This window comes from Microbacterium paludicola (assembly GCF_015235415.1).
Taxonomy (GTDB): Bacteria; Actinomycetota; Actinomycetes; order Actinomycetales; family Microbacteriaceae; genus Microbacterium; species Microbacterium paludicola.
In genome coordinates this window covers 60,965-81,667 of sequence record NZ_JADGLL010000004.1, presented here as the reverse complement: position 1 = coordinate 81,667, position 20,703 = coordinate 60,965, and the positions used below count along the sequence as shown (strand labels likewise).

The window sequence follows — 20,703 nt, the reverse complement described above, 5'->3', positions numbered from 1 at the left end:
ACGCGCCCGGATCCAGTCGGATCCGGGCGCGTGCGGCTTACGGGGTCAGAGGGACAGCGACGCGGCGCCGATGATGCCGGCGTTGTTCGCGTGCGTCGCGATCCGCATCTCGGCGCGGGTCTTCAGCATCGGCATGAACTTCTCCGGGTTCTTCGACACGCCGCCGCCGACCAAGATGAGGTCGGGGGAGAAGAGGAACTCCACGTGGTCGTAGAACTCCTGCAGGCGACCCGCCCACTCCTCCCACGACAGGTTCTCGCGCTCGCGCGCGGTCGGGGCTGCGTAGCGCTCGATGGAGTCGCCGTTCCACTGCAGGTGGCCGAGCTCGGTGTTCGGCACCAGCGCGTCGTCGAACAGGAACGCCGATCCGATGCCCGTTCCGAGCGTCGTCAGGATGGTGAGCCCCGGCTGGTCCTTGGCGCCGCCGAAGCGGAGCTCGGCGAGGCCCGCGGCATCCGCGTCGTTGACGAAGTGGATCGGGCGTCCGAGGCCCTCCTCGAAGAAGCGGTCGGCCTCGAAGCCGATCCACTTCTTCGACACGTTCGCCGCCGACAGGGTGCGGCCGTTCTTCACGATCGTCGGGAAGCAGATGCCCAGGGGCAGCTCGTCGGCATCCGACCCGAGCTTGTCGAGCAGCTGCTCGACCGTCGCCAGGACGTCCTTCGGCTTCGCGCCTTCGGGGGTGGGGATCCGCACTCGTTCGCTCACCAGCTGACCGTCGACGAGGTCGACGATGCCGGCCTTCATGCCGGTGCCGCCGATGTCGATGCCGACGGCCCGGTCCACGCTCTTCGCCATGGTCACAGCCTATGGGAGCCGGAGGGGAGTGCTTGACGTTCGATCACAACAGAAGACGCCGGCCACGATGGGCCGGCGTCGTCTCTGTGTGATCGGTCAGGCCGACTTGGCGCGCGCCTCGTCGCCGGCGCCGCGGCGGGCCCGGACGAACTCGAGGCGCTCCGCGAGGATCTCCTCCAGCTCGGGGAGGGTGCGGCGCTCGAGCAGCATGTCCCAGTGGGTGCGTGCGGCCTTGTCGCCGCTGTGGTCGACCTCGACGGTGCCACCGTCGATCTTCAGCAGCGCCTCGCCGCCACAGCCGCGGCACTCCCAGGTCTGGGGGGCCTCGGCGTCGGCCGCGAAGGTGAGCGTGGTGTCGCGATCACACGCGGCACAGTGGTACGTGTGCTGGGTGCGCTCCATAAAAACGACGCCCTCCTCGCTCTGGAGGCTCTGGGCGCCGAGTCGGATTCCGCGAAGGCTGCGATCTGCCATTGTGTGGTCCTCTCGTCGGTCCCAGGTATAACGCTCGCGCCTGTGCGCATCATCCGAAGTGCGCGCTCCCGCAAGGGTTTCCCAGCCGAATCCCAGCGTGATGAGAGATGGGCCGCGCGGCTCAGCGGGTGAGGGTCTCCAGGGCGAGATCCGCCCGGTCCGTGACGATCCCGTCGACGCCCATCGCCACGAGCATGCGCATGCGCTGCGGGTCGTTGACGGTCCAGACGTGCACCTCGACGTCGGCGTCGTGCGCCCACCGGATGAGCCTCGGCGTGAGCACGCGGATCGCGCCCTGGCGCTCGGGGATCTGGATGGCATCGAACCCGCGCAGCAGCCGCATCGCGACCGGCCGCAGCCCGGCGCCCACGGCCGCGACGATGCGCGTGATCGTGCGGGAACCGGGCGAGATCGCCGGGCGCGCGGGGAGGGCCGCGTCCATGGCGATCCGGCGTCGCTGATCCGAGAAACTCGTCACCAGCACGCGGTCGGCATGCTCGGCGACCAGCCTGCCGACGCCCACGGCGGCCGCGCCGGCCTTGACGTCCAGATTGAATCGCGTCTCGGGGAACGCCTCGAGCGACTGCTCGAGGGTCGCGAGGCCGCCGAGAGACTCCATCTGCTGCGCGAGCTCCCGCAGCGAGACCTCCGCGATCGCGCGGCGGTCGCCCGTCACGCGCTCGAGCGTGTCGTCGTGAAAGAGCACAACGTGACCTTCCGCCGTCACGTGGCAGTCGGACTCGACGTACGCGGCGCCCGCGGCGTGCGCGGCGGCGATGGCGGCGAACGAGTTCTCGGCGACGTGATCACCCGGCACGGCGAGGCCACGGTGGGCGAGCACCCGCGGATGGGGCGTTCCGGTGAGGTACGGGTGCGTCACGGGCGATCCGACGGGGTCGTGCCGCGGCCGAAGCCGCCGGCGATGCCCTTGAGGGCCTCCGTCAGCTCGCTCGGGATGATCCAGAGCTTGCTCGACTGGCTCTCGGCGAGCTTCGGCAGCGTCTGCAGGTACTGGTAGGCGAGCAGCTTGTCATCCGGCGCGCCGGCGTGGATGGCGTTGAAGACGTTCTGGATCGCCTCCGACTCGCCCTGCGCGCGCAGCACCTGCGCCTGCTTGTCGCCCTCGGCCTTGAGGATCTCCGCCTGGCGGGCGCCCTCCGCGACGAGGATCTGCGACTGCTTCTGGCCCTCGGCCGTGAGGATCGCGGCGCGCCGGTCTCGCTCGGCGCGCATCTGCTTCTCCATCGCATCCCGCAGCGTCGCCGGCGGGTCGATCGCCTTGATCTCGACGCGGCCGACCTTGATTCCCCATTGGCCCGTGGCCTCATCGAGCGTCGCGCTGAGCTTGCCGTTGATCAGGTCGCGGCTGACGAGCGCCTCCTCGAGGTTCAGGCCGCCGACGACGTTGCGGAGGGTCGTGATCGAGAGCTGCTCGACGGCGCCGAGGTAATTGGCGATCTCGTACGTCGCGGCGCGCGGATCCGTGACGCGGAAGTACACGACGACGTCCACCGCGACCGACAGGTTGTCCTCGGTGATGACCTGCTGGGGCGGGAATGAGACCACCTGCTCGCGGAGGTCGACGCGCGCACGCGTGCGGTCGATGATCGGCATAAGCAGGTGGGGCCCGCCGTAGAGGGTGCGGTGGTACCTGCCGAGCCGCTCGATGATGAACGCCTCGCTCTGCGGCACGATCCGGATCGCCTGGACGAGCACCGTGATCACGAAGATCACGACGGCGATGGCGAGGATCCACAGCAGGATCGCTCCGATGTCTGGCATGAGTCAGCTCTCCGGGGTCGGTGTTGTCGCGGTCGTTCGGGTCACGATCGCCGTGGCGCCGTTGATCTGCTGCACAACGACCGGGGTGGCCGGCGGAAGCTCGCCACCTGCCTGCACGCGCGCCGACCACGAGTCGCCGTTCACGAGCTTGACGCGTCCGCCGATCGCCGTCACGGTCTCGGTCACCATGCCGTTCAGGCCGATGAGCGCATCCACGTTGAACTTCTGCGGGTCGGAGCTGCGGCGCAGCCTGCGCAGCAGCGGGGCCCGGAGCAGTGTGAGCCCGGCGACGGCCGCGACAGCGGCGATGATCACCTGCAGCCAGACGGGCGCGCCGGCGAGCGCCGCCACGATTCCCGCGGCCGAGCCGAGGGCGAGCATGAGGAACGTCAGCTCACCCGCCATGACTTCGATCGCGAGGAACAGGGCGATCAGCACGATCCAGCCGACCCACGCCCACTGTCCGATGAATTCCCACACTGCGAAGTCCATGGGGCCTCCTTGCTCGCACCCTACCAGCGGCCGACGACGCCGGGACGGACAACCGGAGCGCCGCGACATTGGAGGCTCGCGACAGGGCTCCGCGGTGCCTCGTTGGTACTGTCGAACAGACCCCAGGGCGCGCCGCGATGACCTCGCGACGCGCGCCCGATCCGCTCGTCCGCTCCAGGAGACACCGTGACCGACGCCCCCTCGCAGCCCATCGCCCCCGGCACCCTGGCGGGCAAGGTCGCCCTCGTGACCGGCTCCTCCCGCGGCATCGGCGCGGACACGGTGCGCTATTTCGCGCAGGCCGGCGCCGACGTCGTCATCAACTTCCGCAACAAGGCGCCCCGCGCCGAGAAGCTCGCCGCCGAGCTGCGCGAGCTCGGTGTCCGCGCCCTCGTCGTCGGCGCCGACCTGACGGATCCCGCGTCGGTGGACGCGATGTTCGCGGCCGTCAAGGACGAGTTCGGCACGCTGGACATCCTGGTCCTGAACGCCTCGGGCGGCATGGAGTCGGGGATGGCCGCGGACTACTCCCTCACGCTCAACCGCGACGCGCAGGTCGGCGTGCTGACGGCGGCCGAGCCCCTGCTCGGCGACGGATCGCGGGTGGTCTTCGTGACGAGCCACCAGGCCCACTTCATCCGCACCACGCCGACCATGCCCGAGTACGAGCCCGTCGCGCTGTCGAAGCGCGCGGGCGAGGACGCACTGCGCGAGCGCATCCCGGCGCTCGCCGAGAAGGGGATCGGCTTCACCGTCGTCTCGGGCGACATGATCGAGGGGACGATCACCGCCACGCTTCTCGAGCGCGCCAACCCCGGGGCCATCGCGCAGCGTCGCGAGTCGGCCGGGAAGCTGTACAACGTGTCGGAGTTCGCCGCCGAGGTCGCGCGGGCCGCGGTCGACCCGGTGCCGGCCGACAACACCCGCCTCGTCGGCGACGTCAGCGCCTTCGCCTCCGAGTAGCGGGCGTCGCGCGGGTGCGGCGGGCCCCACAATAGGTCCATGCCCTCGCACGACGTGGTCGTCATCGACCACCACGACAGCTACACGGGGAACCTCGTGCACCTGATCGCCGGGGTGACCGGCTCGCTGCCGCGTGTCGTCGAGCACGACGAGTGCACGGCGGCCGAAGTGCTCGCGCACGACTTCATCGTGCTGTCGCCGGGCCCAGGCCATCCGGCCGACCCGCACGACTTCGCCGTCGGGCGCGAGGTGCTCCGCGCGGGGGAGAAGCCGGTGCTCGGGGTGTGCCTCGGCATGCAGGGCATCGTGACGACGTTCGGCGGACGCGTGGAGCGGGTCGACCCGGGGCACGGCATCGACGCGACCGTGCACCACGACGGCGCGGGGCTGTTCGCCGGCATCCCCGACGGCTTCCGCGCCATCCGCTATCACTCGCTCGCGGCCCTCGAGCTGCCCGACGACGTCGTCGTCACGGCGACGGACCAGCGCACGGGTCTCGTGATGGGTGTCGCGCATCGCACACTGCCGATCGCGGGAGTGCAGTTCCACCCCGAGTCGATCCTCACCGAACACGGCGAGACGATCGTGCGGAACTTCCTCGGTGCCGCATGACCGACCGGATCGCACAGGCCGCCGGGAGCGGCCGCTGCGTCTGGCTTCACGGGGGTGACGGCGGGCCGCAGCTCGCCTGGCTCGAGCCGGACGACGTGTCGCTCACCTACGACGCCCGCCGCCGCGAAGTGACGCGCCACGTCGCGGCCAGGCGCGAGGTGGTCGGCGATGACATCTTCGACGTGCTCGCCGCCGAGATCGCGGCCGGGGCGCCGGACGACCGCTGGTACGGCTACTTCGGGTATGCCGCGCGCTCCGATCTGCCGGCGCGGCCCGACGACATCCTGCCCGACGCGGTGTGGATGCGCCCGTCGCACGTCGAGTCCCTCGAGCTGCCCGAGACCTCAGGGCAGCAGGTCGTCGGAGCCACCCACGAGCCCGCGCCGCAGTGGTACCGCGACGCGTTCGAGTCCGTGCAGGAGCACCTTCACGCCGGCAACTCGTACGAGGTGAACCTCACCTACCGCGCCACCACCCGCAGCGACCTGACACCGCTCGAGGCCTTCACGCGCCTGTGGCGGGTGAATCCCGCGCCCTACGCGGCGTACCTGCACCACGACATGCCCGGCGCCCGCGCCTTCGTCGCCGGCTCGTCGCCGGAACGCTATGCCCGGATCGACGCCCGCGGGACGGCGCGCACCCTGGAGGCGAAGCCGATCAAGGGGACCACCCCTCGCGGGGCGACCGCGGCGGAGGACACGGCGGCGGCCGAGCTGCTGCGCACCGACCAGCGCTTCCGCTCCGAGAACCTGATGATCGTGGACCTGCTGCGGCACGACCTCTCGCAGGTGTGCGAGGTCGGCACGGTCGAGGTGCCGACGCTTATGGCGGTCGAGTCGTACGCGTCGGTGCACCAGCTCGTGTCGACAGTCCGCGGGGCGCTGCGTGCCGACGTGTCCAGCATCGACGCCCTGCGCGCCCTGTTTCCTGCCGGATCGATGACGGGTGCCCCCAAGCTGCGGACGATGCAGATCATCGACGAGGTCGAGGCGACCCCGCGCGGCGCCTATGCGGGGGCGCTCGGCTGGATCTCGGGTGACGGCCGCGCCGATCTCGGCGTGATCATCCGGACGCTGCTGACCGACGGATCCGGCACGTACACGCTCGGCACCGGCGGCGGCGTCACTGTGCAGTCGACGGCCGAGGACGAGTACACGGAGTCGCGCTGGAAGGCCGAGCGCCTGCTGCGCGCTCTCGAGGCGTGACTCAGGCCCCGAAGACCGTCGCCGCGACGAACACGATCGGGATGCAGCCGAACGTGGTCAGGAAGACGACGTCTCGGGCGAGGATCTCGCCGACCCCATAGCGCTGGGCGTAGTTGAAGACGTTCTGGGCACTCGGCAGGCTCGCCAGCACCACGACCACGAGCATCGCGTGCGCATCGAGCTGGAACAGCAGCCCGATCGCCCAGGCCGCCACGGGCATCAGGAACAGCTTCATCCCGGTGGACAGCAGCACATCCGCGCGGGACGCGCGCGTGGTGAGCACCCGCTGCCCGAACAGCGACATGCCGAAGCTGAGCAGCAGCACGGGAACCGCGGCGCCGGCGATCAGGTCGATCGGCGCCGACACGATCGTCGGCAGCTCGATTCCGAGCACCGCGACGAGCACCCCCAGGGCGGCCCCGATGATCATCGGGTTGCGCAGGGTGCGTCGCAACGCGCGTCCGAGCCCCCGCCATCCCGCGGCGCCACCGCTGGAGACGCTGTCGAGGATCGCCAGGACGACGGGTGTGAAGATCAGCAGCTGGATCAGGATGACCGGGGCCGCATACGCGCCGTTGCCGAGCAGGTAGGTGGAGATCGGGATCCCGATGTTGTTGCCGTTGACGTAGCCGGCACCGAGGGCGCCGACCACGACCTCGCCGAGCGAGCGCTTCCAGAGCAGGAGCGCGATCAGCGCGTAGACCAGGATCATCGCCACTGCTGCGAGCAGCGACACCGGCAGCAGGGCCGAGAAGAGAAGCCCCAGATCGGCGTCGGCGAGCACCGCGAACAGCAGGAACGGATTCAGGACGAAGAACGTCAGGCGGCTGAGGACGTACCGTGCGTGCTCGCCGAGCAGGTCGATCCTGGCGACGATGTAGCCGACGAGGATCGCGAGACCGACGACCGCGAAGCCGGTCAGAACACCGATCACGAGGCGGGACGCACCTTCGGCGCGGGCAGCGGCGGCGCCTCCGCCGCGGCGACGGCCTCGAGGCGCCGCAGCGCCTCCTCGATCGCGCGATCGAGCTGGGGGTCGTCGTCCCGGAAGAGCTGCGCGGGGGTGTGCACGACCTCGATGTCCGGGTCGACGCCGTGGTTCTCGACGCCCCAGCCCTTGCCCTGCAGCCAGTAGGCGTACCGCGGCTGGGTGACCTTGGTGCCGTCGACGAGGTCGAACCGGCTGTCGATCCCGACCACGCCGCCCCACGTGCGCACACCCACCACGGGCCCGACGCCGAGCGCCTGGGCGCGCGCGTTGACGATGTCGCCGTCGGATCCCGAGAACTCGTTCGCGACGAGGACGACCGGCCCCCGCGGTGCGCGATCGGGATCCGGGACGAACTGCTCGAAGTGCCGGGCGGCGTTCCAGGCGATGACGCGGGACGCGAGGCGTTCGACGACGAGCTGGCTCGTGTGCCCACCGCGGTTGTAGCGCACGTCGGCGATCACGCCCTCGGCGTCGGTGGCGATGCGCAGGTCGCGGTGGAGCTGCGCCCAGCCGTAGCTCTGCATGTCGGGCACGTGCACGTAGCCGAGCCGTCCGCCGCTGCGGGTGGAGACGTACGCGCGACGCGACCGGACCCAGTCCTGATACCGAAGCACCTCCTCGTCCGGAAGCGGCACGACGACCACGCGCCGATCGTCCTCGCCCTCGCGGCGCAGGGTGAGCTCGACGGGCTTGTCGGCGGCCCCCACCAGCGACGCGGCGGGGCCCGCGACCTCGTCGACGGGCTTCCCGTCGACCGCCACGATGAGGTCGCCCTCGCGCGCGCCGACGCCGGCCTGACGCAGCGGTGAGCGGGCGTTCGGCTCGCTCGATTCGCCCGGCAGGATCCGGTCGATGCGCCAGCCGCCCTCGGCGGGGGAGAGGTCGGCACCGAGGAACCCCAGGCGGCGCGTCTGGTTGCCGAGCGGCGCGGAGGGGGTGACGTAGGCGTGCGAGGTGTTCAGCTCGCCCACCGTCTCCCACAGGATGTCGACGACGTCGTCGTGCGTGAGCGCGGACTCGACGACGGGACGCCAGCGGGCGACGACCGCGTCCCAGTCGACGCCGTCCATGTCGGCCCGCCAGAAGTGGTCGCGCATGATGCGGGCGTTCTCGTCGAACATCTGCCGCCACTCGGCGGGGCGGTCGACGGTGAAGCGCAGCCGGCCGAGGTCTACCTTGACGGCGTCGTCCTTCGCGGGACGGTCTGCGGGCACCACGGTGACGGCGTCGCGGTGCCGCACCGTCAGGCGACGTCCGTCGCCCGAGACGGCGTAGCGGTCCACCGCCTCGACGAGGGTGTCGGCACGGCGGTCGGCGAACGACCAGCGCTCGAGGCTGTCGGGCGTCGGCTCGTCCTTCACTCCCGCGCGGCGCGAGCCGAGCACTCCCTGCTCGCGGTGGACGGCGATCCACACCACGCCGCCGTCGACGCACCGCAGGTCGCGGTACTCCGCGGACGGAACGGGGAACGGCACGATCCGCTCCTCCGCGCCGTCGGCGTCCAGGTCGGGGCACACGACGCGCTCGTCCTCGGCGGGCTTCGGCGCCGGAGAGACGGGCCAGCCGTCGGCGCTCGGCCCGAACGGGGCGGGCTCCGTGGCCGACAGCGGGATCAGCCAGGGGCGCGTCGCGCCGGCGAACGCCAGGTCGAACGCGTGGGCGTTGTAGTGGGGATCGAACGTGCGATCCGACAGGAACACGAGATGGCGGCCGTCGTGCGTGAAGTCGGGGGAGCGGTCGTTGTACTGCCCCGTCGTCAGCCGGATCGCGGGGCCGGCCGCGTGGATGTCGGCGATCCAGATCGCGTGGAGATCGCCGCCGGCGTCCACCGGCTGGGTCCAGGCGAGATAGCGGCCGTCGGGGGAGAAGCGGGGAGTCCGCGCCTCGCCGCGGCCGGAGCGGCTGACCTCGCGCGTCGAGCCACCGGCGACGTCGACGACGCGCACGGTGCCGTCGTGCGAGATCGCCGCGATGCGGTCGCCCCCGGGGCTGGCGGCGAGGTGGAGGATGCGTCCGAGGTCGCCGGACAGCAGGCGGCGCGGCGGCTGCGTGCCGTCGAGAGACAGGATGTCGATGCCGTCCTCGCCGTCGGCGTCGCTCGCGACGGCCCCGAATCCCGTCCGTCCCAGCACGATCGGCTCCCGCGCGCGGATGCCCGAATCGGCCAGCAGCGCCCGCGCCGGACCCTCGCGGTGGGCGAGCCAGAACGCCTTGCCGCGCCAGGTGACGAGGCTGCCGGAGGCGTCGTGATCTGGGGCGAACGCGTCGAGCCGCCGGGTTCCGCCCAGCACCAGCGGCTCGGCGGCGGTGCCGGGAAGCGTGACGTCGATGGTCCGGGGCGCGCCATCGAGGCTGTCGAGGATCCGGATCCGTCCCCGGCTGTGCCAGACGATCCGGTTTCCGTCGGTCGTCGCGTCGCGGACGTAGCCGTCCGCCGCCGTCTGATGCGTGAGCAGGCGCGGCGCACCCTCGCCCGGGGTCTCCCAGATCCAGAGGTTCGCCTGCTCGTCCGCCCGGTCGGGGAACGTCGCGGCGCGGTCCGAGGCGAACACGAGCGCGTCGCCCAGCCACATGGGGTCGGTGATCGACGCCTCGTCCTCCGTGAGCAGCTGCTCCCAGGCGCCGGCGCCCTCGCGCGCGAGCCACAGCCGCGGGGCCGTGCCGCCGCGGTAGCGCTTCCAGTGCGCCGGCGGGCGGCTCCACGGCGTGGTGAGCACGATGCGCCCGTCGCCGTGAAGGGCGATGCCCGACGCCATGCCGATCTCGGGGCGCTCCCACGACCCGTCGAGAGAGAGGAGCTTCACGACCGTGTGCCGGATGTTCGCCTCGCCTCCGTTGGACGCGACGATGATGCGCCCGTCCGCGGTCCAGCCGAGCAGATAGGTCATCTGGGCGCCCCAGTGCGTGAGCCGTCGCACGTCGCCGGAGTCGACCTCGGCGACCATCACCTCCGGATGCCCGTCGCGGTGTGAGACGTACGCGATACGCGCACCGTCCGGCGAGAACCGCGGCTGACGCACCGGGGCGATGTCGCTCGTGAGGCGCCACGCGCGCCCTCCGGAGACCGGGGCGATCCACACGTCGTCGGCCGCGACGAACGTGAGGAGGTCTCCGTGGAGATGGGGATAGCGGAGGTATGCGGGACGGGCGCTCACCCCCTCAACCTACGGCTCCGTAAGCTGGGGGCATGACCACCACGCGCACGTCCATCCGCCGCGTCACCGTCTTCACCGGATCATCCGCCGGAGCGGACCCGGCATACGCCCGCGCGGCCGTCGACGTCGGGCAGGCGTTCGCCGCGCGCGGCATCGGGGTGGTCTACGGGGGCGGCAACGTGGGCCTGATGGGCGCGATCTCGACCTCCGCGCGCGAGGCCGGCGCCGAGGTGCACGGCGTCATGCCCGAGGCGCTCGTCGACAAGGAGATGGCGCACCCGAATCTCACGAGCTTCGAGATCGCCCCCGACATGCACGCGCGGAAGATGCGCATGGCCGAGCTCGGCGACGCGTTCGTCGCGCTGCCCGGCGGAATCGGCACCCTCGAGGAGTTCTTCGAGGTGTGGACGTGGTTGCAGCTCGGCATCCATCGCAAGCCCGTCGCGATATACGACGTGCGGGGGTTCTGGCGCCCGATGCTCACGATGGTCGACCGGATGGTCGAGGAGGGGTTCGTCACGGACACCTTCCGCGATTCACTGCTCGTCGTCTCCACGCCGCGCGGCCTCATCCACGCCCTCGAGGACTGGGAACCGCCGACGCCGAAGTTCAGCGCCGAGGAAGCGCCCCACGCCTGAGCGCATGTCGGCGGGTCGTGGCACGATCGGGATGTGACCCCGGCCGTCGACGAATCCCGTCTGCGCGATCTCGCGCTGCTGCGGCGCGTGCGCGACAGGATGGACCGCGAGTACGCGAAGCCGCTCGACGTGGAGGCGCTGGCGCGCGGCGTGCACATGTCGGCCGGTCACCTCAGCCGGCAGTTCAAGGCCGCCTACGGCGAGTCGCCCTACTCCTATCTCATGACCCGGCGCATCGAGCGTGCCATGACGCTGCTGCGCCGCGGCGATCTCAGCGTGACCGAGGTCTGCTTGGAGGTCGGCTGCGCGTCGCTCGGCACCTTCAGCTCGCGCTTCACCGAGCTGGTGGGAATGCCGCCGAGCGTCTACCGCAGCCGCGTCGAGCACGGGCTCGGGGGGCTTCCGTCCCTCGTGGTGAAGTCCGCCACGAGACCGGTCAGGAATCGAGAAGCGCGGCCCGCAAGGGCGTCGATAACGTGACCGACATGGACATCACAATCAACGCGAGCTTCCTGCCGCACACCGACCCGGAGGCGTCGCTCGCCTTCTACCGTGACGTGCTGGGCTTCGAGGTGCGCCTCGACGTCGGCTACGAGAACATGCGCTGGATCACCGTCGGTCCCGCGGGGCAGCCCGACACGTCGATCGTGCTCACCCCGCCCGCCGTCGACCCCGGCGTCACCGACGACGAGCGCGGGACGATCGCCGAGATGATGGCGAAGGGCACGTACGCGGGGGTCGTGCTCGCGACGCCCGACGTCGACGCCGTGTTCGAGCGCATCCAGGCGCTGCCCGACGTCGACATCGTGCAGGAGCCGATCGATCAGGACTACGGTCTTCGTGACTTCGCGCTGCGCGATCCCGCGGGGAACATGGTCCGCATCCAGCAGCGCGGCTGACTCATCCCGCAACCCCGTCCCAGACCACGGAACGACCGACACGAAGGAGCGCCGGTGCACCCCGCCGACACCCACGACCTGATCCGCGTGCAGGGCGCGCGCGAGAACAATCTGAAAGACGTCAGCGTCGAGATCCCGAAGCGCCGGCTGACGGTGTTCACCGGCGTCTCCGGGTCCGGCAAGAGCTCGCTCGTCTTCGACACGATCGCTGCCGAGTCCCGGCGCATGATCGACGAGACCTACAGCGCGTTCGTGCAGGGATTTATGCCGTCCGTGCCGCGGCCGGACGTGGATGTCCTTGAGGGGCTGACGACGGCGATCATCGTCGACCAGGAGCGGCTCGGTGCCAACCCGCGGTCGACGGTCGGCACCGTCACCGATGCGAACGCGATGCTGCGCATCCTGTTCAGCCGGCTGGGCGAGCCGTACATCGGCGGTCCGACGGCGTTCTCGTTCAACATCCCGACGCAAAAGGCAAGCGGAGTGATGACCGGGCCGAAGGGCGAGAAGACGATCGTCAAGGACGTCATCTACCTCGGCGGCATGTGCCCCCGGTGCGACGGCCGCGGCTCGGTGTCAGACCTCGATCTGACGAAGATCATCGACGAGTCGAAGTCGCTCAACGAGGGCGCGATCATGGTGCCCGGCTACACGGCCGACGGCTGGATGGTGCGCGGATTCGCCGAGTCGGGCTTCTACCCGGCCGACAAGCCCATCGCGCAGTTCAGCGAGAAGCAGCGCCACATGCTGCTTTACGGCGAGACCACGAAGGTCAAGATCCAGGGGATCAACATGACCTACGAGGGTCTGATCCCGAAGATCACGAAGGCGATGCTCTCGAAGGACATCGAGTCGCTGCAGCCGCACGTCCGCGCGTTCGTCGAGCGGGTGGCGACCTTCGCGACGTGTCCGGAGTGCGACGGCACCCGCCTGACCGAGGGAGCGCGCTCGTCGAAGATCGACGGGGTCAGCATCGCGGACGCCTGCCGGATGCAGGTGACGGACCTCGCCGAATGGGTCCGCGGGCTCGACAAGCCCGGCGCCGGCCCGCTGCTGAGCGCCCTCGGTGCGAACCTCGACGCCTTCGTGACCCTGGGCCTCGGGTACCTCAGCCTCGATCGCCCGTCCGGCACGTTGAGCGGGGGAGAGGCCCAGCGCATCAAGATGCTGCGGCACCTCGGCTCCTCGCTGACCGACATCACGTATGTGTTCGACGAGCCCACGATCGGCCTGCATCCGCACGACATCCAGCGCATGAACGAGCTGCTGATCCGACTGCGCGACAAGGGCAACACGGTCCTGGTCGTCGAGCACAAGCCAGAGGCGATCGCCATCGCCGACCACGTCGTCGACCTCGGCCCCCGCGCTGGCAGCCAGGGCGGCACCATCTGCTTCGAGGGGACGGTGGACGGGCTCAAGGCGAGCGGCACCCTCACCGGTCAGCACCTCGACTACCGCGCTCAGCTGAAGCCCGCGGTGCGTTCGGCGACCGGCGCGATCGAGGTGCGCGGCGCCAGCGGGAACAACCTTCAGGACGTGGACGTCGACATCCCGCTCGGTGTGCTGACCGTCGTCACGGGCGTCGCCGGATCCGGCAAGAGCTCGCTCATCCACGGCGAGGTGTCGCCGCGCGAGGGCGTGGTGTCGATCGACCAGGGCGCCATCCGGGGTTCCCGACGCAGCAACCCGGCCACCTACACGGGGCTGCTCGAGCCGATCCGCAAGGCATTCGCCAAGGCGAACGGCGTCAAGCCGGCGCTGTTCAGCGCGAACTCCGAGGGCGCCTGCCCGACCTGCAAGGGCGCGGGCGTGATCGTGACCGAGCTCGGGTTCATGGACACCGTCGAGACGCCCTGCGAGGACTGCGGCGGGAAGCGCTTCCAGGCCGCGGTGCTCGACTACAAGCTCGGCGGCAAGGACATCACCGAGGTGTACGACCTGCCGGTCGCCGAGGCGCGGCCCTTCTTCTCGGAGGGCGAGGCGAAGATCCCGGCCGCCGCCGCGATCCTCGGGCGACTCGAAGACGTCGGCCTCGGGTACCTGACGCTCGGTCAGCCGCTGTCGACCCTCTCGGGCGGCGAGCGGCAGCGGATCAAGCTCGCCAACCAGATGGGGGAGAAGGCCGACATCTACGTGCTCGACGAGCCCACGACGGGTCTTCACCTCGCCGACGTCGAGAACCTGCTCGGCCTGCTCGACCGGCTCGTCGACTCGGGGAAGACCGTGATCGTGATCGAGCACCACCAGGCGGTCATGGCGCACGCCGACTGGATCATCGATCTCGGTCCCGGTGCCGGCCACGACGGCGGCCGCATCGTGTTCGAGGGAACCCCCGCCGACCTTGTCGCCGCCAAGTCGACCCTGACGGGGGAGCACCTGGCGAAGTACGTGGGGGCAGTCGGGGCATGACTTCCTGGGTTCCCGAATGGGACGGCTTTCCGGCTTCGCTTCTCGAGTTCTGGACCGAGCGGCACCTCTGCACGCTGACGACGCTGCGCGCAGACGGCCGGCCCCACGTCACTCCCGTCGGGGTAGCCCTCGATCTGGAATATCGGTGCGCGTGGGTGATCACCTCACGCTCGTCGTTGAAGGCGAAGCTCGTCGGGCGCGATCCGCGTGTCGCTGCGTGCCAGGTGGACGGACGCCACTGGTCGACGCTGGAGGGAACGGCGAGCGTTCTGGATGACCCGGAGTCCGTCCGCCGCGCCGAGGAAAGGTATGCCGCGCGTTACCGGACGCCGCGGCCGAACCCCGAGCGCGTCGCGATCCGCGTCGAGATCGACCGGTTCCTGGTCTCGCAGAGCCTGACGGCCGATCTGCCGTCGTCCTGAAGCTGCGGCCGGTCTCCGTGCCAACGGGCTGGCGGCTGTCGCGCGCAGCCGCTAGCACGGATGAATGGAGTTCCAGGAGATCGTCGAGACCGTGGGACGCGGCAGCCGGTTCCGTCGGTTCCTCGGACGGTCGATCCTGCATCGTCGTCATCCGGACGTTCCTCAGCTGGTCACTCGAGCTGGAGATCACCGGGCAGTGGCCGTGGCAGAAGCGCAAAGCCCCGGCTGCCGAGGCCACCGAGTGACCCGGTGTGTTCTTGCCGATAATGCACATTATGTCAGTACAGATTGCAGACGCCCTAATAGGTGCGAACGCGATGCCGGGAGTTGCTCTCCCCGGGGGCCACACCCACGCACCGCGATCATGCGAAGGCAAGCACGCCAGTCAGTTCCCCAAGGCTGTCGATACGCAGGTCGGCAAGCTCGACCTCGGTCGAGGGCTTCATCGGACACCGGCCGTGCAGATCCTGCCGAACCGGCGCGAGGGTTACTCGCTGATCTGCGTCAGCAGCTCCAGCTGGTCGGTCCCCGCGAACTCGGCGATGCGGCCCTTGGCCAGGCGGTACATCCCGAACTCCGCGACGTTCACGTGCCGCCGCGTTGCGGCGATGCCATGGAACACGGCCTGATGCGTGCCGCTCCCCCGCAGGTGCGCCGCGATCCGGTCATCCTCGACGACGAGCTGGATGCGGCGCCATCGCCAGTCGGGGAACGCGTGGAAGAGGTCACCGAGATCACCGATCCACGCGTCCGCTCCCCCGGGCAGATGAGCCCGACGCACGGCGGGATCGACGAACTCGCGGATGCGCTCGAGGTCGTGTCGATTCAGGGCGTCGAGATAGTCCTCGAACCACTCGTGCATCTGCCACGGCTCCACTGAGCCATTATCGGCTCAGGCCGACACGCTCGGCCTCGCGAGCGACGAGCCGTTCCGCTGGTCAGCGGAGGGCGCGAAGGTAGCGGCGCCGCACGATCCTCTGCACGAGGAGCAGCGCCGGCCACGCGAGGCGCCATCCGCCGCGTGCTGCCGGGCGCGTCAGCGAGCGCACCGTCAGGCGGATCGCCTCCCCCTCACGATGCAGGATGAATGCCTCCTCGCCGGACACCGGATGGCCAGGCAGCGTGCGATAACTGAAGCCGACACGGTCGGTCTTGTTCACAACCTGGACGACCTCGATGGGTTCGCGGATCCGGATCCATCCCACCCTCGCGACGACCACGAGGCGCTGCGCCGCCGCGACCGGCGTTGTATCCGCGATGGTGAATCCGCTGCGCGTCTTCACCGCCCACGACAGCAACTCCCCCGTCGCACGGGCCCAGACCGCATCGCCACGGCCGATCTCGGCCGAGCGCTCGGAGACCCGTCCGCTACCGCGGGGCGCGGCCCAGACGGCTGCCGCCGGGTCCGTCATCCCCGCACCTGGATCGACGACTGCACGCTCATGGGTCCAACGGTAGCGATGCGGCGCGGAAACGACGGAGATGGACCGAATCGACGCACGCGATTCGCGTATCCGGTCCGTAGATCCGGGCATCGTCCGTCGATTCGGTTACCGCCTTCATGCCTGTGGGCGGCTGCCGTCACCGGCAGCCGCCCACAGGAAATGACCGCTCTTACTCAGCGGGCAGGACGAGCTCCTGGCCCACCTCGATGAGGTCGGGGTTGGAGATCGTGTCCTGGTTGACGGCGAAGATGCCGAGCCAGCCGGTCTCGAGCTCCTGCGCCTCGGCGATCTCGAACAGCGTGTCGCCGGCCTCGACCTTGTAGGTCTCGTCCGAGGGCTCGACGTCCGGAAGCTCGTACGTCGGCGCGGCAGGTGCGGCCGCGGGAGCCTGCGCGGCTCCGCCCGTCGAGGGGGCCGGGGCCGCCGGGGCCGCGGGAGCTGCCTGCTCCGCAGGCGCCGGAGCCGGTGCAGGAGCGCTCGGCTCGGCCGCTCCGTTGGCGCCGATCTGGGCCGAGCAGCTCGGCCAGGCGCCCCAGCCCTGCGTCGCGAGCACGTTCTCCGCGACGCGGATCTGCTCCTCGCGCGAGGCGGCGGCGGGGTTGCCGGAGCCGCCGTTCGCCTCCCACGTCGACTGCGAGAACTGCAGGCCACCGCGGTAGCCGTTGCCCGTGTCGATCGCCCAGTTGCCGCCCGACTCGCACTGTGCGAGGGCGTCCCAGGTCGCGTCGTCCGCGGCGTTCGCCGCGGACGGGATCAGAACACCGGCGCCGGCGGCGAGCACGCCGGCAGCGAGAAGGCCTCCCCGCGCGAGGCGCGAGGAACGGCGCGAGCCGGTGGTGATGCGGGAATTCGTGTTCAGGGTCACTTGGAACTCCACGGCCCCGTCTCCGCGTGCGACCGCAGTCTGCACGTCCGTCCGCCCGACCGGAATGGTCTTTGTGGATCTCGGGTACGAGGGACTCTCGGGGCGGATCCGACGGCGGTCCCTCGCCGTTCGAACTGCCACCATACGTGATGGTCACGAAGAAGTAACAATCACGTCCAGGCTCTTGCCAGGAACCGCCTCAGTCCAGGCGCATCTCCATCTCGACCTCGTCGCCGAAGGGCGGCAACTCGTACGGGCGGCGGTTTCCCGTTTCACGGAAGCCTCTGCGCCGGTAGAACGCGGACGCGCGGGGATTGTCCGCGTGCACCTCGAGCCGCAGGGTCTCGCCCTCGCCGCGAGCCCAAGTCACGACCGCGTCGAGCAATGCATCAGCGACGCCGATCGCCGCGCTGCGCCAGCCAGGGTCCACGAACACGCTCACGAGCATCGGCCCACGGGTCTGGGATACGAACCCGCGCATGATGCCGACCCAGCTTCCGTCATCGGCCACCGCCACGAAGCTCGCGTTGTGCGGCTGCTGCCCACGACCCGCGCGGGCTCGCCATTCGGCCTCGTCGATGCGGAGGCTCGCCTCGTACGTCTCGCCGTACGCGATCGGGGTGTCCTGCAGCATCCGCAATCGGATGTCGCGGAACTCCCGCCAGTCATCCGCCGTGACCTCGCGCACCGTGAAGCTCATGCGGTCACGCTATCTCCCCGCCGATGCGGGTCCCCCACACCCGCCGAGTGAGGTGCGCGCACCTCACCGCGCGCGGCGGCCTGTCGTAGCATCGGGCGATGATGAGTGAGGCGTTCGACACAGCGGTCGCGCAGGATGCGCCGGATCCGCGCCTGGGCCGGCGCGCCCCCGAGGTGCTCGACGAGTTCCAGCGGCGCGAGCGGCATCCGGAGTTCCGCGTCGACCTCGAGCGGATCCGGTTCTCGCCGTACTTCTCGCGACTGTCGGCCGTCACGCAGGTGATCTCGCAGACGGGCGCGGGCCTCGCCGTCCACAACCGCCTCACGCATTCGGTGAAGGTGTCGGCCGTCGCCCGTGCCATCGCCGTGCAGGTATCGCACGACCGGGGAGCCCAGGGACGCGTCGTGGCCCAGCTGGGCGGCTGCGACCCGGTCGTCGCGCAGGCCGCGGCCGCGGCCCATGACCTCGGCCACCCGCCGTTCGGGCACCTCGGCGAGCAGACGCTCGACCGGCTCGCGAAGGATCGGTTCGGCCTGAGCGAGGGCTTCGAGGGCAACGCCCAGACGTTCCGCATCATCACCCGCCTCGACGAGCACGATCGTGCCGGGACGGGCCTGAACCTGACGGCCGCGGTGCGGGCCGCCGTGCTGAAGTACCCGTGGCTGCGCCGCCAGGGCCGGGACGGAGCGGGAGGACCGCAGACGCCCCGCGGATTGACGCCCTCCTCGCCCGGCGGAGGAGCGAACAAGTTCTCGGTCTACGCGCTCGACCTCGCCGACATGCAGGATGCCCGCCAGGCGTATCCCGCGATCGGCGAGTATCAGCAGACCGTCGAGTGCGCCGTGATGGACATCGCGGATGACATCGCATACTCGCTGCACGACCTCGACGACTTCTACCGGGCAGGGCTGCTGAACCAGGCGACCATCTCGTCGGAGTTCCGCGCCTGGCGCCGTGAACGGGCCGAACTCGCTCATCTGGATCCGACCGAGCTGCGGATCGCCGAGCGCACGCCCGGCCGATCTCTCGAGCTGCTGTGGCGCCGGCTCGCGGACAAGGACCCGTGGATCGCCGACGAGGACGCCTTCATCGAGGCCGTGTCCCGGGTGAACGAGGACGTCGTCGAGGGGCTGCTGTCGGTGCCGTTCGACGGCTCGCTGCTCGCCGAGCGCTCGCTGTCGCAGTTCACCAGCGCCTGGATCAACCGGCTGCAGCACTCCGTGACGGTGAGCGCCGAACCGCCCGTGCGGTCGGGGCACGTCAGCCTCAGTACGGCGGCCTGGCACGAGGTCGCGGTGCTGAAGTTCCTGCACCAGCGGTTCATCCTGGAGCGACCCGATCTCGCCGTGTACCAGCGCGGCCAGGCGAGCGTGCTCGAGCGCCTCGTCGACGGTTTCGCCGCCTGGCTCGACGATCCGCACGACGTGCGCCGTGCGCCGCGGCGCCTGCTGGACCTCGTCGACCTTGCCGGGGAGGATCACGACCGGCTGCGGCGAGACCATCCGGAGCTCGTCGACGCGGAGGGGCCAGACCTGCGTGTCCGCGCGACCGGACGCGGGATCATCGACTACGTCGCGGCCCTCACCGACGCGCAGGCGATGCACCTCGACGCGATGATCAACGGGGGCTCCGAGCGACTCTGGGAGGGTGGCCAGGGCCTCTGAGCCGAGACAGCCGCACCGCGGCGGCTCAGATGCGCCCGCGTACGGGTGTGCGCTCGACCGGGTCGCCCTCCTCGGGCATCACCATCTCGGCGCGCACGCCGAGCAGCCGCACCTCGCGGTCCTCGAGCGCGTCGCACAGCGCGAGCGCGGCGGCGACGACGTCCTCTCGCTCGGCCGTCGGCTCGGCCAGCTTCCTGCCCCACGTCTTGGTGTCGAACGGCGCGTACCGCACCTTCAGGTGCACGCGCATCACCGCGCGTCCTTCGGCAGCGCAATCGTCGAACGCCTGACCGGCGAGCACACGCACCGCGTCTTCGATGTCGGCGCGGGTCACGAGGTTCTGCTGGTAGGTCGTCTCCCTGCTGTGGCTGCGGGCGACCCAGGGCGTGTCGTCGACGACCGCGGGCCCGATGCCCCTCCCGAGCTCGCGATACCAGACGCCCATCCGCGGCCCGAACTCCGCCACCAGTTCGTCGGTGGACGCGTCGGCGAGTTCCCGCACCGTGCCGATCCCGTGCGCCGCGAGGCGCTTCTCGACCTTCGCGCCCACGCCCCACAGGGCGCGGGTGGGCCGCTCCCCCATGACCTCGAACCAGTTCTGCGCGGTGAGCCGGAACGTACCGCGCGGCTTGCCGAACTCCGTGGCGATCTTCGCGCGCACCTTGTTGTCGCCGATGCCGACCGTGCAGTGAAGTCTCGTCGCCGCGAGCACCGCGTCCTGGGCCTGCTGCGCGACGGACTCGGGGTCATCCGTCGCCACGCCGAGGAAGCACTCGTCCCAGCCGAGCACCTCGAGGACCACGCCCGGGAGCGCACGCAGGGTCGCCATGACCTGTGCCGAGGCCTCCTCGTACGCGGCGTGGTCAACGGGCAGGAACACAGCATCCGGTGGGGCCTTGCGGGCGGCGATCTTCAGCGGCATCCCCGAGCCGATGCCGAAGGCGCGTGCCTCGTACGACGCCGTCGACACCACCGCCCGCTCGGTCGGGTCGCCGCGCCCGCCGACGATGACCGGCAGCCCCGCGAGCTCGGGGCGCCGCAGCACCTCGACGGCGGCGATGAACTGATCCATGTCGACGTGCAGCACCCATCGCGGCGCGCTCATGGCTGGAACGACTGCCTCTCGGTGAGTGTGAGCGCCATGCCGACATGGTGGCAAGGACCACCGACATCCGAAAGCCCCGACCGG

Annotated in this window: 21 protein-coding genes and 1 pseudogene; 10 read left to right on the top strand and 12 right to left on the bottom strand. The window is 70.5% G+C overall.

Annotated elements, in window-relative coordinates:
• Positions 1-45: 45 nt before the first annotated feature.
• From ppgK to IR155_RS03285, 5 genes are all read right to left on the bottom strand, one after another.
• Entirely contained in the window at positions 46-798 is a 753-nt protein-coding gene (gene ppgK / locus IR155_RS03305) for a polyphosphate--glucose phosphotransferase (RefSeq protein WP_135113169.1), read from the bottom strand.
• A 96-nt stretch (positions 799-894) separates the two neighbouring features.
• Complete coding sequence (locus IR155_RS03300; protein ID WP_135113167.1) at positions 895-1,272, bottom strand: RNA polymerase-binding protein RbpA; 378 nt, start codon at positions 1,270-1,272, stop codon at positions 895-897.
• Between the two features lie 121 nt (positions 1,273-1,393).
• Positions 1,394-2,152, bottom strand: a complete 759-nt coding sequence (locus tag IR155_RS03295; protein WP_135113165.1) for a glycerophosphodiester phosphodiesterase family protein — start codon at positions 2,150-2,152, stop codon at positions 1,394-1,396.
• Positions 2,149-3,054: an SPFH domain-containing protein gene (locus IR155_RS03290; protein ID WP_135113163.1), complete on the bottom strand. Its 906-nt coding sequence runs from the start codon at positions 3,052-3,054 to the stop codon at positions 2,149-2,151. The genes IR155_RS03295 and IR155_RS03290 overlap by 4 nt, the downstream gene beginning before the upstream one ends.
• A 3-nt stretch (positions 3,055-3,057) precedes the next feature.
• On the bottom strand, positions 3,058-3,546 hold the full coding sequence (locus IR155_RS03285) for an NfeD family protein (protein ID WP_135113161.1): 489 nt from the start codon (positions 3,544-3,546) through the stop codon (positions 3,058-3,060).
• Between the two features lie 186 nt (positions 3,547-3,732).
• Between IR155_RS03285 and IR155_RS03280 the strand changes: the two genes are divergently transcribed.
• From IR155_RS03280 to IR155_RS03270, 3 genes are read left to right on the top strand one after another with little or no spacing between them, the layout of a single operon-like run.
• The gene (locus tag IR155_RS03280; protein WP_135113159.1) at positions 3,733-4,509 is read left to right on the top strand and encodes an SDR family oxidoreductase; all 777 of its coding nucleotides are present in this window, start codon (positions 3,733-3,735) and stop codon (positions 4,507-4,509) included.
• Between the two features lie 39 nt (positions 4,510-4,548).
• Positions 4,549-5,121, top strand: a complete 573-nt coding sequence (locus tag IR155_RS03275) for an anthranilate synthase component II (protein WP_135113157.1) — start codon at positions 4,549-4,551, stop codon at positions 5,119-5,121.
• Positions 5,118-6,326, top strand: coding sequence for an anthranilate synthase component I family protein (locus tag IR155_RS03270; RefSeq protein ID WP_135113155.1), 1,209 nt, complete (start codon positions 5,118-5,120; stop codon positions 6,324-6,326). The genes IR155_RS03275 and IR155_RS03270 overlap by 4 nt, the downstream gene beginning before the upstream one ends.
• 1 nt (position 6,327) lies before the next feature.
• Here the strand turns inward: IR155_RS03270 and IR155_RS03265 are convergent, their stop codons facing one another.
• Both IR155_RS03265 and IR155_RS03260 read right to left on the bottom strand, forming a co-directional pair.
• Positions 6,328-7,260, bottom strand: a complete 933-nt coding sequence (locus IR155_RS03265; RefSeq protein WP_135113153.1) for an AEC family transporter — start codon at positions 7,258-7,260, stop codon at positions 6,328-6,330.
• Complete coding sequence (locus tag IR155_RS03260; RefSeq protein WP_135113151.1) at positions 7,257-10,472, bottom strand: S41 family peptidase; 3,216 nt, start codon at positions 10,470-10,472, stop codon at positions 7,257-7,259. The genes IR155_RS03265 and IR155_RS03260 overlap by 4 nt, the downstream gene beginning before the upstream one ends.
• 32 nt (positions 10,473-10,504) lie before the next feature.
• On the opposite strand from IR155_RS03260, the gene IR155_RS03255 reads away from it, so the two are divergent.
• From IR155_RS03255 to IR155_RS16440, 6 genes and pseudogenes are all read left to right on the top strand, one after another.
• Entirely contained in the window at positions 10,505-11,110 is a 606-nt protein-coding gene (locus tag IR155_RS03255; protein ID WP_135113149.1) for an LOG family protein, read from the top strand.
• 33 nt (positions 11,111-11,143) lie between these two features.
• Positions 11,144-11,590 carry a helix-turn-helix transcriptional regulator gene (locus IR155_RS03250; protein WP_233441082.1) on the top strand — a complete coding sequence of 149 codons (447 nt, stop codon included), beginning with the start codon at positions 11,144-11,146 and terminating at the stop codon, positions 11,588-11,590.
• A 5-nt stretch (positions 11,591-11,595) separates the two neighbouring features.
• On the top strand, positions 11,596-12,009 hold the full coding sequence (locus IR155_RS03245; protein WP_135113147.1) for a VOC family protein: 414 nt from the start codon (positions 11,596-11,598) through the stop codon (positions 12,007-12,009).
• 54 nt (positions 12,010-12,063) lie between these two features.
• Positions 12,064-14,418, top strand: a complete 2,355-nt coding sequence (locus tag IR155_RS03240; RefSeq protein WP_135113145.1) for an ATP-binding cassette domain-containing protein — start codon at positions 12,064-12,066, stop codon at positions 14,416-14,418.
• Complete coding sequence (locus IR155_RS03235) at positions 14,415-14,840, top strand: pyridoxamine 5'-phosphate oxidase family protein (RefSeq protein ID WP_135113143.1); 426 nt, start codon at positions 14,415-14,417, stop codon at positions 14,838-14,840. The genes IR155_RS03240 and IR155_RS03235 overlap by 4 nt, the downstream gene beginning before the upstream one ends.
• Before the next feature lie 140 nt (positions 14,841-14,980).
• Positions 14,981-15,085, top strand: a pseudogene (locus IR155_RS16440) (DUF1622 domain-containing protein); the annotation flags it as partial.
• 242 nt (positions 15,086-15,327) lie between these two features.
• Here the strand turns inward: IR155_RS16440 and IR155_RS03230 are convergent.
• The 4 genes from IR155_RS03230 to IR155_RS03215 form a co-directional block, all read right to left on the bottom strand.
• Positions 15,328-15,717 (bottom strand): ester cyclase, encoded by a 390-nt coding sequence (locus IR155_RS03230; RefSeq protein ID WP_135113139.1) that lies wholly within the window; start codon positions 15,715-15,717, stop codon positions 15,328-15,330.
• A gap of 61 nt (positions 15,718-15,778) precedes the next feature.
• A complete protein-coding gene (locus tag IR155_RS03225; protein WP_135113137.1) occupies positions 15,779-16,252 on the bottom strand; it encodes a DUF1990 family protein in 474 nt (157 codons plus the stop codon).
• 202 nt (positions 16,253-16,454) lie between these two features.
• Positions 16,455-17,150, bottom strand: a complete 696-nt coding sequence (locus IR155_RS03220) for a transglycosylase family protein (protein ID WP_322783507.1) — start codon at positions 17,148-17,150, stop codon at positions 16,455-16,457.
• 199 nt (positions 17,151-17,349) lie between these two features.
• Positions 17,350-17,850 (bottom strand): GNAT family N-acetyltransferase, encoded by a 501-nt coding sequence (locus IR155_RS03215; protein ID WP_135113133.1) that lies wholly within the window; start codon positions 17,848-17,850, stop codon positions 17,350-17,352.
• A 98-nt stretch (positions 17,851-17,948) separates the two neighbouring features.
• Here IR155_RS03215 and IR155_RS03210 point away from each other — a divergent pair, with 98 nt between their 5' ends.
• Positions 17,949-19,514 carry a deoxyguanosinetriphosphate triphosphohydrolase family protein gene (locus IR155_RS03210; RefSeq protein ID WP_135113131.1) on the top strand — a complete coding sequence of 522 codons (1,566 nt, stop codon included), beginning with the start codon at positions 17,949-17,951 and terminating at the stop codon, positions 19,512-19,514.
• A 25-nt stretch (positions 19,515-19,539) separates the two neighbouring features.
• On the opposite strand, the gene IR155_RS03205 is transcribed toward IR155_RS03210, so the two are convergent.
• Positions 19,540-20,619, bottom strand: coding sequence for a DNA polymerase IV (locus IR155_RS03205; RefSeq protein WP_135113129.1), 1,080 nt, complete (start codon positions 20,617-20,619; stop codon positions 19,540-19,542).
• Positions 20,620-20,703 lie beyond the last annotated feature (84 nt).